Genomic DNA, 12,637 nt, shown 5'->3' with positions numbered 1-12,637 from the left:
CTACCTCAGAAGTCCTGCTGCAGGCTCAGGTAAGCACCTCGGCGCGGTCCCCACTGCGGGGCGAAGACGCCGACACCGCCACCGTCGCGCAGTTGATAGCTGCGATCCAGTGCGTTGATCACGGCCAGTTGGACGTGCAATGGATGGCCGCTGTCGGCATTGAAGTCGTGCCCGGCGCTGAGGTTCACCTGCAGGTACGACGGCAGCTCGCCGCCGTTGGGTACGCCTTCGATGTCCGAACGCAGGCCGCTGCCGAACACGTAGTTGGCGCCGATCCGGTTGTGTCCGGCGAAGGCGTAGCTGAGACCACCCGATGATGTCAGCTTCTGGTCGTGGTCGAGGTGGATCCAGTGGTTAGCCACATAGGCCAGCGCTTCCGGGTCGAGGTTGTACTGGCTGGTGATGACGTCGGTACCGATGGCCTTGTTCAGCGCGGCGTTGAAGTAGGCACTGAACGGACCGTTGCTGTAGTCGGCGCTGAACTCCAGGCCGCGGATGTGGCCACGGCGGTAGTTGAAGGTCGAATAGATGTAGGCAGCGCCGAACTGGCCTTCGTCCTGCAGGCGTGCGACGCGTCGGTCATACGCGTCCAGGCCCAGGGTCAGGTGCTCGCCCAGTTGCTGCGAGACGCCGATGTCGTAGTAGTCGCTGCGCTCGGCCAGCGGCGTGTTGTTGCCGCCGCTGGGCTGCTGGTTGGTGGTGCCGTCGTACAGCGCGATGTCGCTGCTGGCAATCAACTCGCTGGCCGGTGGCGTGAAGTAGCGCGAATAGCCGGCGTGCACGGTGGTGCTGTCGCTGGCATTCCAGACCACGCCCACGCGCGGGCTGAGCTGGCCTTCGGTGCGGCCGAAGGCCTTGTAGCGGTCGCCACGCAGGCCGTAGTTCACGGTCCAGTCGTCGCCGATCTTCCACTCGTCCTGTACGTACAGTGCCAGCGTACTGGCGTGGAACGCGCTGCGGTCGGGGATCAACAGCGGCGTCGTGCCGGACTGCTGGCCGCCGTCATCAACCGGGAACACCCAGCTGTTGCTGTTCGCCCGCGCGTTCTCGTAATTGCCGTACAGGCCATAGCGCAGCGTGTGGTCGTTGCCCAACGGCGTTGAGAAGTCGGCCTGCAGGGTGTTGGCGCGGTTGCTGCGCTGGACCTGCGAGGCGACGCCGCTGAACACCAGGTCGCCCACCACGTCCGGGTTGAACGCCACGTCGCTGTAGCGCTGTCCGGCCGATAGCTGGTACGCGGTGCTGCCCAGCGTGCCCTGTAGCACCAGCATGCCGAAGCGGGTGGTCTCGCGCTGGGTCTCATCCAGCTGGCTGGAGTCGAAGGTGGTGGTATCCAGATATCCGAACTGTGGCGTCTGGCCCGGGTTGACCGGGATCTGGAAGCGGTTGTTGGCGAAACCGGCGAACACACTCAGGCGGGTGTTGTCGTTGACCAGGTAGGTGAGGTCGGCGAAGGCCTTTCCCTGGTGAGTATCGTCGTGCAGCGGCTTGCGTGAGTTGGTGGGGTTCTCCAGGCCGACCTCATGCTGGTCGTAGTTGCCGGTCAGGAACCAGCTCCAGCGCCCCTGGTTGCCCCACCAGGAGGCGTTCGGATTGATCTTGCCGAACGAGCCGGTGGTCAGCCCCGCGCTGCCGCCATTGCCCAGCTCGGCACCGTTGCGGGTGGTGATGTCGACCACCGCTGCGGTGCGCTCGCCGAACTGCGCCGGCAGTGCGCCGTCCATCAGGCGGATGCTCTTGATGGTGCGCGCGTCCAGGGTCTGGCCGAAGCCGGAGATCGATTCGGGCAGCAGCACGCCGTTGATGCGGTACTGCAGGTTGGCGTGGTCGCCACGCACATGCACGCCGCCATAGGAGTCCTGGACCACGCCAGGGGCCTGCAGCAGTACCTGGCTGAGTGGCGCGGAGGCACCCAGCGGCTGCTTCTGGATGTCCTCGGCGGTGATCTGGTACTGGCTGCTGCCGATGTCCGGCGACAGCGTGTTGCGGGCCTGGTCGAGCTGGGCGTGGACGGTGACCGCATCCAGATCCTTGACGGACGAAGCGGGGGCGTCGGCTGCCGAGGCGAAGGCGGGCAGGCTGGCCAGGGCCAGGGCGAAGGTGATGCCGGTAGCGAGGGGCGAGGGCTTCATGGTGGGAGAGGTGGCGGCTGGATGTGGAAGGGGCCGATCCATGACATTGAAGTGTTATTCCGTAACAAATCATGCGCCTGTCCCGGGCGGCTGACCATGCAGGATCTGGCCGCTGGCGTCGGCCTTTCTCCGCCGTTCAGGCGAGCCGGTAGGCCGGACCGGCCCTTTGCGTCAGCGGCCGGCTCTGCGACCATGACCGCCCCCCCATCCCGGAAGTCTGCAATGAGCCTGTCCGCCGTTCCGCCCGTGCCCGATCCCGCCGCGACCGCCGCCGGCGCTGCCTGGTCGCCGGAGAGCTGGCGGGGCAAGACCGCGCTGCAGATGCCGACCTATCCCGACCCGGTAGCCCTGGAGGCGGCCCTGCACGAGCTTAAGCGGCTGCCACCGCTGGTCACCTCCTGGGAGATCCTGGCGCTGAAGCAGCAGCTGGCCGAGGCCCAGGAAGGCAAGCGCTTCCTGCTGCAGGGCGGCGACTGCGCCGAGAACTTCAGCGACTGCGAATCGGGCACCATCTCCAACCGGCTGAAGGTACTGTTGCAGATGAGCCTGGTGCTGGTGCACGGCCTGCGCCAGCCGGTGATCCGCGTCGGCCGCTTCGCCGGCCAGTACGCCAAGCCGCGTTCGGCCGATACCGAAACCCGCGACGGCGTGACCCTGCCGAGCTACCGCGGCGATGTGATCAACGCACCCGCTTTCACTGAAGCAGCGCGTCTGCCGGACCCGAAGCGGATGCTGCAGGCCCACGCGCATTCGGCGATGACGATGAACTTCGTGCGTGCGCTGATCGACGGTGGTTTCGCCGACCTGCACCACCCCGAATACTGGAACCTGGAGTGGGTAAGCCACTCGCCGCTGGCGGCCGAGTACCAGAAGATGGTGGCCTCGATCGGCGATGCGGTGCACTTCATGGAGACCCTGGCCGGGGCCCGCGTGCACAACCTCAACCGCATCGACTTCTACACCTCGCATGAAGCACTGCTGCTGCCCTACGAGCAGGCGCTGACCCGCCAGGTGCCGCGCCAGCAGGGCTGGTTGAACCTGAGCACGCATTACCCGTGGATCGGCATGCGCACGGCTGCGCTCGATGGCGCGCACGTGGAATACCTGCGTGGCGTGCGCAATCCGATTGCGATCAAGGTCGGCCCGTCGGTGACGCCGGACCAGCTGCTGCGCCTGATCGACGTGCTCAACCCGCACGACGAACCGGGTCGACTGAGCTTCATCCACCGCATGGGTGCGGCGCAGATCGCCGAGAAGCTGCCGCCGCTGCTGGATGCCGTCAAGCGTGATGGCCGCCGCGTGCTGTGGGTGTGTGATGCGATGCATGGCAACACCGAAAGCACTGCCAATGGCTTCAAGACGCGTCGCTTCGACAATGTGCGTGGCGAAGTGGAGATGTCGTTTGATCTGCATGCGGCCGCGGGCACGCGCCTGGGTGGCGTGCACCTGGAGCTGACCGGCGAGGACGTGACCGAATGCACCGGTGGTGCGCGCGAACTGACCGAGCGTGACCTGGAGCGTGCGTATCGCTCAACGGTGGACCCGCGGTTGAATTACGAGCAGTCGCTGGAGATCGCGATGGCGATCGTGCGCAAGCAGGAGCAAGTGCGGTAATGGGTTTTCGGCAGGGCTTGCAGCCCTGCACCTGCGGTAGTGCCGGCCGCTGGCCGGCAACAGCAACAGCGGGTATTCCGTGGGATGGCGGGGCGGTGTCGGAGTGCGGGGACGCTGCAAGTACGTCCCTGTAAGCTTGGCAGCCGCATCCATGCGGCTGACACCCCGCACTCCGACACCGCCCCACCTTCGACAGGTTCAGGTCGCTATTGGTGGGTGCCGACCGTTGGTCGGCACATCTGTCAGATGTCGAATGAATCATCCACGCATGGCGTGGATCTACTGGTAACTGCGGCGATTGGCATGCGCGGCTGTTGGTAGGTGTCGACCGTTGGTCGACACGATTTTTCTGTCAGATAGCAGTATTCAAAATGGGCTCCGACCCCGTGCCGACCAACGGTCGGCACCCACCATCAGCAGCAGCTTCCGACAGATCGCAGAAAACTGTCGAAGGCGGGGTGGGTCCGGTTGCGGGGGCGCGAGCCGCATGGGCCCGAGGCATGCCTCGGGCGGGTTGGGCAGGACGCCCAACCCCGGTCTTGCCGTGTGCCCAGGACTGCGCACACGAGCAAGCGGCGACCGAGCTTAGGGACGTACTTGCAGCGCCCCCCGCAACCGGACCCCCCCCGCCATCCCACGGAATACCCGCTTTTGCTGTTGCTGTTGCTTCGGCCGTTGCCGTTGCGTCCGCAGGTGCAGGGCTGCAAGCCCTGCCGACCAACACCCTGCTTACGAACGGCTGACGTGACGCTCATGCGCCATGCGCGAGGCTGTCCACCTGGTTGTTCGACTGGAGGTGGCAACGGTGCACTGGCAGAGCGCACAGGCCTACGCATGGCCGTTGGGATTGGCCGTAGTGGTGGGCGGCATCGGCGCGTGGCTGATCCTGTGGATCTATCATCGATTGAAAGGGCGTGATCGCCGACGTGCGCGTATCGGTCGAGTACTCGGGTTGCCGCTGGCCACCGCGTGGCCGCTGCTGCTGCTGATTCCCGCCTTGCAGGCGACGCCGCTGCAGGATCCGTTGCTGGGCCATCTGCAGCACGGACTGCACATTGCATTGATGGCCTGCTTCGTCTGGCTGCTGGTACGCGCGGTGGCGGCGGGCGAGCGCGCGATCCTGCGCAGCCATCCCATCGATGTCTCCGACAACCTGGAGGCACGCCGCATCCAGACCCAGACGCGCGTGCTCAGTAGGGTGTTGATGGGCGGCATCATCGTGCTCGGTGCGTCGCTGGTGCTGTTGACCTTCCCGATGGTGCAGAAGATCGGCACGGCGCTGCTGGCGTCGGCGGGCCTGATCGGGCTGGTGGCGGGCATCGCCGCCAAGCCGGTGTTCGGCAACCTCATCGCCGGCCTGCAGATCGCACTGACGCAGCCGATCCGGCTGGATGACGTGGTGATCGTCGAGGGCGAGTGGGGCCGCATCGAGGAGATCGGCAGCAGCTATGTGGTCGTGCGGATCTGGGATGAGCGGCGGATGGTGGTGCCGCTGACCTGGTTCATCGAAAACCCGTTCCAGAACTGGACGCGGCGCAGTGCCGATCTGCTCGGCACTGCGTTTCTGTGGCTGGACTATCGGGCACCGATCGCGGCGATCCGTGCCGAGCTGGAGCGCATCTGCCATGGCCAGGCGCTATGGGATGGGCGCGTCTGCGTGACCCAGGTGACCGAAACCAACGAGCGCGCGATCCAGGTGCGCCTGCTGGTCAGCGCGCGCAGTTCCGGTGATGCCTTTGATCTTCGCTGCCTGGTGCGCGAACGCATGCTCGATTTCCTCGCACGTGAGCATCCGCAGTCGTTGCCGCAGGTGCGTGCGCGGCTGCAACACGAAGACGAGCTGGATATGCCGCGTGGTCCACGTGCACGCACCTCGGATGTGCGTTCGCCAGGTGCTGAAGATGGTGAGGCGGCGATCGTGCCGGTGGAGCCACAGGATCGGTAGTGCCGGCCGCTGGCCGGCAACGCCGGAGCGATCGAGCTGCCGGCCAGCGGCCGGCACTACCGGAAGCAAGATGTCGCGGCGTCACCGGAGCTCACGGCTCGCCGGCGTCGATCAGCGCATCGGTATCAAAGTGTGGCGGCCGCCGCGCACGGGTGCGCTGCTCGTAGGCGTAGGCCATTTCGATCAGCTTCGGCTCGCTCCAGGCGGTGCCCATGAACAGCAGGCCGACGGGAAGGCCGTTGATCTGGCCCATCGGCACGGTCAGGCTGGGGTAACCGGCCACGGCAGCGGCGCTGTAGCTCTCGCCGGGGAAGTCGTCGCCTTCGCTGCGGATCGGCCACGCCACACCGGTGGTCGGCGCCACCAGCGCATCGAGCTGATGGGCGGCGAGAGCTGCATCGATGCCTTCCGGGCCGGCCAACCGGCGCGCATCACTGCGCGCGCGGATGTAGGCAGGGTCTGCCAGGCCGGTGGTGGCATCGGCCTCCACCAGCAGCTCCTGGCCGAACAGGCCCAGTTCCTGCTTGCTGTGCGCCTGGTTGAAGGCGATCAGTTCGGCCAGGCTGCGCAGTGGCGCGCGGTGGGTGCTGAAGTAGCGCTCCAGCCCGGCCTTGAACTCGTACAGCAGCAGCGTGCGCTCAGCCTCGGCCCACGCGCCCTGGTTGGGCAGCTCCACTGGCACCACCACGGCGCCGGCGCGACGCAGCTCGGTCGCTGCCTGATCGATCAGCGGCGGCATGCCGCGGTACTTCAGCAGCGGCGTCTGCAGCAGACCGATGCGTTTGCCGCGCAGGCCCTGCGGGTCCAGGCGCGCGGTGTAGTCGTAGACCGCACGGCCGGGCATGGTCGCGGTGGCGGGATCGGCGTCATCGCGGCCGGCGATCGCAGTCAGCACGGCAGCAGCATCGGCGACGCTGCGGGTCATCGGGCCGGCGGTGTCCTGGCTGAAGGAGATCGGCACGATGCCATCACGACTGACCAGCCCGACCGTCGGCTTCAGACCGACCACGCCGTTGATCGCGGCCGGGCAGACGATGCTGCCGTCGGTTTCGGTGCCGATCGCCACGCTGGCCAGGTTGGCGGCCACGGCCACCGCGCTGCCGCTGCTGGAACCGCACGGTGAATGGCTGATGCGGTAGGGGTTGCGGGTCTGGCCGCCGCGCGCGCTCCAGCCGGAGATGGAGTCATTGCCGCGGAAGTTGGCCCACTCGCTGAGGTTGGTCTTGCCCAGCACTACGGCGCCAGCCTCGCGCAGCCGGCGTACCAGGTAGGCATCGTCCGGACGGAAGCCCTGCAGGGCCAGTGAGCCGGCACTGGTGACCATCGGTGCGGCGTTGATGTTGTCCTTCAGCAGCAGGGGGATGCCGTGCAGCGGCCCACGCAGGCGCCCTTCGCGGCGCTCGCGGTCGCGTGCGGCGGCTTCCTTCAGCGCGTCGGGGTTGAGCTCGATCACCGCGCGCAGGCGGGGCCCGGTGCGGTCCAGGGCGGCGATACGCTGCAGGTAGGCCTGGGTCAGGGTGGTGCTGTCCAGATCTCCGGCAGTCATCCGCGCCTGCAGGTCGGCGACATCGGTTTCGGCGTACGGGAACGGCACGTTGCGGCTCGCAGGTTCGGCCGCATGCGCGCTGGGCGTGGCCGGGCTGCAGCCAGCCGAAAGCAGCGCCGGCAGCGCGGCGAGCAGGCAGGTCAGCAGAGGCGGCAAGGACGGGCGCATGGGGCGGCTTGGTCGGCTCCAATCCCCAGTGTAGCCGGTGCTCAGCGGTGGCGCTTGCGCAGGTCGCGGGCGAGGACGTAGACCACGATCAGGTTGATCGCCAGGATCGTCCATGACGGCCAACCGGGATGGCGGATGATCGCGAAGATGTCGAAAGGCAGGTACAGGGCGGCGGTCAGGCAGCCGAGCCAGGACGCCCAGGCCTTGGCCCGCCACAGGCCCCAGGCTTCGACCAGGTGCAGCAGGCCGTAGCCGATCATCCCCGCCGCGGCCAGGTGGACCGCGTCGGGACTGATCATATGCAGCAGCGAGGGCAGGGTGCCATGGTCCGGATCCAGGCTGAAACGCCGGATCAGGGCCATGATGCCGTGCCGCAGCGGCTGCGGTCCGAGCACTTCCAGCCCGGTGGCGGCCAACAGCGCCAGCATCGCCTTGCTCGCTTCGAGCAGGGCGATGACGTGCAGACCCGGATGCCGGTGTGGATCCGGGTTGTAGCCGCTCTGGTTCACGGGGTGCTGGCTCAGCCGCCGCGCGAAGCCTTCTTGCGATCGCTCTCGGTCAGGAACTTCTTGCGCAGGCGGATCTCCTTCGGGGTGATCTCGACCAGCTCGTCGTCTTCGATGAAGTCCAGGGCCTGTTCCAGCGAGTACTTGATCGCCGGGGTCAGCTGGATCGCATCGTCCTTGCCCGAAGCGCGCATGTTGGTCAGCGGCTTGGTCTTGATCGCGTTGACGGTCAGGTCGTTGTCCTTGGAGTGGATGCCGACCAGCTGACCTTCATACACGTTGTCGCCTTCAGCAGCGAACAGCTTGCCGCGCTCCTGCAGCGGGCCCAGCGAGTAGGCCGGCGTGGTGCCCGGTGCATTGGCGATCATCACGCCGTTGATGCGCTTGGCAATCGCGCCCTGTTCCTTCGGACCGTAGTGGTCGAACACGTGGAACAGCAGGCCCGAACCCTGGGTCAGGGTCTTGAACTCGTTCTGGAAACCGATCAGGCCACGGGCCGGGATCTGGTACTCCAGGCGCACGCGGCCCTTGCCGTCCGATTCCATGTTCTTCAGCTGGCCCTTGCGGGTGCCCAGCTTTTCCATCACGCCGCCCTGGTGGATTTCTTCGATGTCCACCACCAGCTGCTCGATCGGCTCCATCAGCTGGCCGTCGATTTCCTTGATGATCACTTCCGGGCGCGACACGGCCAGCTCGTAGCCTTCGCGGCGCATGTTCTCGATCAGCACCGACAGGTGCAGTTCGCCACGGCCGGAGACCAGGAACTTGTCGGCGTCTTCCAGCTGCTCGACCTTCAGGGCCACGTTGTGGACCTTTTCACGGTCCAGGCGGTCCTTGATCTGGCGGCTGGTCAGGAACTTGCCACCGGACAGGTCCTTGTTGCCGGCGAACGGCGAGTTGTTGACCTGGAAGGTCATCGAGATGGTCGGCTCGTCGACGGTCAGCGCCGGCAGCGCTTCCGGGAAGTCCGGTGCGCAGATGGTGTCGGAGATGGTCAGCTCCTGGATGCCGGAGATGGCCACGATGTCGCCGGCCTCGGCCGAATCCTGCTCGATGCGCTCCAGGCCCATGAAGCCCAGCACCTGCAGCACCTTGCCGTTGCGCTTCTTGCCTTCACGGTCGATGACCGCGACCTGCATGTTCTTCTTCAGGGTGCCGCGCTGGATGCGGCCGATGCCGATCACGCCCACGAAGTTGTTGTAGTCCAGCTGGCTGATGCGCATCTGGAACGGGCCTTCCGGATCCACTTCCGGCTTCGGCGCGTGCTGCATGATCGCTTGGTACAGCGGGGTCATGTCGCCGTCGCGCACGGTGTCTTCCAGGCCGGCATAGCCGTTCAGGCCCGAGGCGTAGACGATCGGGAAGTCCAGCTGCTCGTTGGTGGCGCCGAGCTTGTCGAACAGGTCGAAGACCTGGTCGATCACCCATTCCGGACGGGCGCCCGGACGGTCGACCTTGTTGACCACGACGATCGGCTTGAAGCCCATCGCGAAGGCCTTCTGGGTCACGAAGCGGGTCTGCGGCATCGGGCCGTCCATCGCGTCGACCAGGATCAGCACGGTATCGACCATCGACAGCACGCGCTCGACCTCACCACCGAAGTCGGCGTGGCCGGGGGTGTCGACGATGTTGATCCGGTTCTTGATGCCGGTCTTCTTGTCTTCCCAGGTGATGGCGGTGTTCTTGGCCAGGATGGTGATGCCGCGTTCCTTTTCCTGGTCGTTGCTGTCCATCACGCGCTCGGCGAGGACGGTGCGCTCGGACAGGGTGCCGGACTGCTTCAGCAGCTGGTCGACCAGGGTGGTCTTGCCATGGTCGACGTGGGCGACGATGGCGATGTTGCGAAGATTTTCGATGGACATACGAAAGGGGGCCAGTCGGCGCCGGATTTGGAAAAAGAAGTCCAACATTATACGTCGAACTTGACGATTCGCGAAAAGGTGGATTTCACATCCGTCGCGGGGCCCATTCAGCTGGCCGTCCGCCGCGTCGGCCGGGGCCGCCAGCGCCCGGAGACGCGGCTTCCCGTCCACGGGCTGAAGCCGGGTTCTTCACCGATGGTCGAAGCCGCCGCCGCCACGAGGCAGGTGTAAACTAGGTGGCTAGACGCGTTCCCCTCTGCATCAAGGATCTTCATGTCCCTCATCGCCACTTTCGACACCACCCAGGGCCCGATCAAGGTCGAGCTGTTCGCCGACAAGGCGCCGCTGACCGTGGCCAACTTCGTGAACCTGGTCAAGCACGGCTTCTATGACGGCCTGATCTTCCACCGCGTGATCGCCGACTTCATGATCCAGGGCGGCTGCCCGCAGGGTCGTGGCACCGGCGGCCCGGGCTACAAGTTCGAAGACGAGAAGAACGGCGTGAAGCACGAGGTCGGCTCGCTGTCGATGGCCAACGCCGGCCCGAACACCAACGGCAGCCAGTTCTTCATCACCCACATCAAGACCGACTGGCTGGACGGCCGCCACACCGTCTTCGGCAAGGTCCTGGAAGGCCAGGCCATCGTTGATTCGGTCAAGCAGGGCGACGTGATCCATTCGATCACCCTGGAAGGCGACGTCGACGCCGTGCTGGCCGCCCAGGCCGACCGCGTCGCGGAGTGGAACAAGCACCTCGCCGCCTGATCCCCCTTCGAAACGGCCACCCATGGGTGGCCGTTTCCCTGTTCCCCGCCGCCCGCCTGGCCTGCGTGGCTCTGCCCGCGGCGTCCCATCAAACGCTTGCAAGCAAGAGGAAACCCCCATGAAAGCACCCGTTCGTGTTGCCGTGACCGGCGCCGCCGGCCAGATCGGTTATGCCCTGCTGTTCCGCATCGCCTCCGGCGAAATGCTGGGCAAGGACCAGCCGGTCATCCTGCAGCTGCTGGAACTGCCGGTGGACAAGGCCCAGGCCGCCCTGAAGGGCGTGATGATGGAGCTGGAAGACTGTGCCTTCCCGCTGCTGGCCGGCATGGTCGGCACCGATGATGCCGAAGTCGCGTTCAAGGACGCCGACATCGCCCTGCTGGTCGGCGCACGTCCGCGCGGCCCGGGCATGGAGCGCAAGGACCTGCTGCTGGAGAACGCCAAGATCTTCACCGCCCAGGGTGCAGCGCTGAACAAGGTCGCCAGCCGTGACGTGAAGGTGCTGGTGGTCGGCAACCCGGCCAACACCAACGCCTACATCGCGATGAAGTCGGCCCCGGACCTGAAGCCGGAAAACTTCACCGCCATGCTGCGCCTGGACCACAACCGCGCGCTGAGCCAGCTGTCGACCAAGCTCGGCAAGCCGGTCGGTGGCATGGAGAAGCTGGTGGTGTGGGGCAACCACAGCCCGACCATGTACCCGGACTACCGTTTCGCCACCGCCGATGGTGCGTCGATCGCCGATGCGATCAACGACCAGGAGTGGAACGCCAACACCTTCATCCCGACCGTCGGCAAGCGCGGCGCGGCGATCATCGAAGCCCGTGGCTCGTCCTCGGCTGCTTCGGCCGCCAACGCAGCGATCGACCACGTGCGTGACTGGGTGCTGGGCAGCAACGGCAAGTGGGTCACCATGGGCGTGCCGTCCGACGGTTCCTACGGCATTCCGGAAGGCGTGATCTTCGGCTTCGCGGTGACCACCGAGAATGGCAAGTACACCCTGGTCAAGGACCTGCCGATCGACGACTTCAGCCAGAAGTACATCGACAAGACCCTGGCCGAGCTGGAAGAAGAGCGCTCCGGCGTCGCCCACCTGCTGGGCTGATGCAGGCGGTACCGGCTCCGGCCGGTACGTCTTCGATCAAGGTAGGTACCGACCGTTGGTTGGTACGCAGAAAACGGGGAGGCTTCGGCTTCCCCGTTTTCATTTGGAATTCCTGGAACCGCATGATCCACCTGCACTACATCGATGACGCACTGCTGGTGGCCGAGAAGCCGGCTGGCCTGTTGTCCGTACCCGGCCGCAGCGCCGAGAACCAGGACTGCGTGGTCGCGCGCCTGCAGGCGCTGTATCCGGATGCGTTGACCGTGCACCGGCTGGACCAGGTGACCTCGGGCCTGCTGCTGCACGCGCGCGGCAAGGAGACGCAGGCCGCATTGTCGAAGCAGTTCGAGCAGCGCCAGGTTGGCAAGCGGTATGAAGCGGTGGTGCAGGGGCTGCTCGAGGGTGATTCCGGCGAAGTGGACCTGCCGTTGATCGTTGACTGGCCGAACCGGCCGAAGCAGATGGTCGATCACGAACGCGGCAAGCCGGCGTTGACCCGCTGGCGCGTACTGGCGCGTGATGTAGAAGCGCGGCGCACGCGCGTGGCGTTGGAACCGATCACCGGCCGCAGCCATCAGCTGCGGTTGCACATGGCCAGTATTGGCCATCCGATTGTTGGCGACGTGCTGTATGACGCAGCACCGGCGCACCGCGTGCATCTGCATGCACGCAACCTGCGGTTCACGCATCCGCTGACGGGCGAGGCGCTCGCGTTCGAGTCCGCGGCTCCGTTCTAGGGGGTCGGCAGGGGCTTGCAGCCCTGCACCCACAGAATCAACGTCAACGTCAAAAGCGGGCTATACGTGGGTTGGCGGGACGGTGTCGAAGTGCGGGGCCGCCGCAAGTACGTCCGTGTAGCAACTGTGTTGATGGAGGGACTTGGCCCCTCCATGAGACGGGCACGGTAGTGCCGGCCGCTGGCCGGCAGCCTTTGGTCTTGCGCCCTGGCTGGCCTTAGGCAGGGACCAGCCCGTTTTCAGCGTCGCGCACCCGG

At 66.1% G+C, this 12,637-nt stretch carries 9 protein-coding genes; 5 read left to right on the top strand and 4 right to left on the bottom strand.

What is annotated here, in order from left to right:
• Positions 1–5 precede the first annotated feature (5 nt).
• Positions 6–2,132, bottom strand: coding sequence for a TonB-dependent receptor (locus tag AC5P67_RS20100; RefSeq protein ID WP_088610970.1), 2,127 nt, complete (start codon positions 2,130–2,132; stop codon positions 6–8).
• Positions 2,133–2,354: 222 nt separating this feature from the next.
• On the opposite strand from AC5P67_RS20100, the gene AC5P67_RS20095 reads away from it, so the two are divergent.
• Both AC5P67_RS20095 and AC5P67_RS20090 read left to right on the top strand, forming a co-directional pair.
• A complete protein-coding gene (locus AC5P67_RS20095; RefSeq protein ID WP_012479239.1) occupies positions 2,355–3,746 on the top strand; it encodes a class II 3-deoxy-7-phosphoheptulonate synthase in 1,392 nt (463 codons plus the stop codon).
• A gap of 760 nt (positions 3,747–4,506) precedes the next feature.
• Positions 4,507–5,691 (top strand): mechanosensitive ion channel family protein, encoded by a 1,185-nt coding sequence (locus AC5P67_RS20090; protein ID WP_032966454.1) that lies wholly within the window; start codon positions 4,507–4,509, stop codon positions 5,689–5,691.
• 91 nt (positions 5,692–5,782) lie between these two features.
• On the opposite strand, the gene AC5P67_RS20085 is transcribed toward AC5P67_RS20090, so the two are convergent.
• The 3 genes from AC5P67_RS20085 to typA are packed head-to-tail and all read right to left on the bottom strand — an operon-like array spanning position 5,783 to position 9,773.
• Positions 5,783–7,405, bottom strand: coding sequence for an amidase (locus AC5P67_RS20085; protein ID WP_043033752.1), 1,623 nt, complete (start codon positions 7,403–7,405; stop codon positions 5,783–5,785).
• 41 nt (positions 7,406–7,446) lie between these two features.
• Positions 7,447–7,914: a DUF2127 domain-containing protein gene (locus AC5P67_RS20080; protein ID WP_005408223.1), complete on the bottom strand. Its 468-nt coding sequence runs from the start codon at positions 7,912–7,914 to the stop codon at positions 7,447–7,449.
• A gap of 11 nt (positions 7,915–7,925) precedes the next feature.
• The gene (typA, locus tag AC5P67_RS20075; protein WP_495215151.1) at positions 7,926–9,773 is read right to left on the bottom strand and encodes a translational GTPase TypA; all 1,848 of its coding nucleotides are present in this window, start codon (positions 9,771–9,773) and stop codon (positions 7,926–7,928) included.
• Between the two features lie 273 nt (positions 9,774–10,046).
• Here typA and AC5P67_RS20070 point away from each other — a divergent pair, with 273 nt between their 5' ends.
• The 3 genes from AC5P67_RS20070 (at position 10,047) to AC5P67_RS20060 (ending at position 12,380) form a co-directional block, all read left to right on the top strand.
• A complete protein-coding gene (locus AC5P67_RS20070) occupies positions 10,047–10,538 on the top strand; it encodes a peptidylprolyl isomerase (protein ID WP_005408225.1) in 492 nt (163 codons plus the stop codon).
• 118 nt (positions 10,539–10,656) lie between these two features.
• Positions 10,657–11,643, top strand: a complete 987-nt coding sequence (locus AC5P67_RS20065) for a malate dehydrogenase (RefSeq protein ID WP_079220770.1) — start codon at positions 10,657–10,659, stop codon at positions 11,641–11,643.
• A 122-nt stretch (positions 11,644–11,765) separates the two neighbouring features.
• Entirely contained in the window at positions 11,766–12,380 is a 615-nt protein-coding gene (locus AC5P67_RS20060) for an RluA family pseudouridine synthase (RefSeq protein ID WP_111118395.1), read from the top strand.
• Positions 12,381–12,637: the final 257 nt, after the last annotated feature.

It is taken from the genome of Stenotrophomonas sp. YJH_SMC_21 (genome assembly GCF_059369555.1).
This window is presented reverse-complemented; position numbering and strand designations above follow the sequence as displayed.

Coding starts and splice junctions, on each gene's coding strand:
- AC5P67_RS20100 (WP_088610970.1), bottom strand. CDS start 2,132: ATGAAGCCCTCGCCCCTCGCTACCGGCATCACCTTCGCCCTGGCCCTG.
- typA (WP_495215151.1), bottom strand. CDS start 9,773: ATGTCCATCGAAAATCTTCGCAACATCGCCATCGTCGCCCACGTCGAC.
- AC5P67_RS20065 (WP_079220770.1), top strand. CDS start 10,657: ATGAAAGCACCCGTTCGTGTTGCCGTGACCGGCGCCGCCGGCCAGATC.
- AC5P67_RS20060 (WP_111118395.1), top strand. CDS start 11,766: ATGATCCACCTGCACTACATCGATGACGCACTGCTGGTGGCCGAGAAG.
- AC5P67_RS20070 (WP_005408225.1), top strand. CDS start 10,047: ATGTCCCTCATCGCCACTTTCGACACCACCCAGGGCCCGATCAAGGTC.
- AC5P67_RS20095 (WP_012479239.1), top strand. CDS start 2,355: ATGAGCCTGTCCGCCGTTCCGCCCGTGCCCGATCCCGCCGCGACCGCC.
- AC5P67_RS20090 (WP_032966454.1), top strand. CDS start 4,507: ATGCGCGAGGCTGTCCACCTGGTTGTTCGACTGGAGGTGGCAACGGTG.
- AC5P67_RS20085 (WP_043033752.1), bottom strand. CDS start 7,405: ATGCGCCCGTCCTTGCCGCCTCTGCTGACCTGCCTGCTCGCCGCGCTG.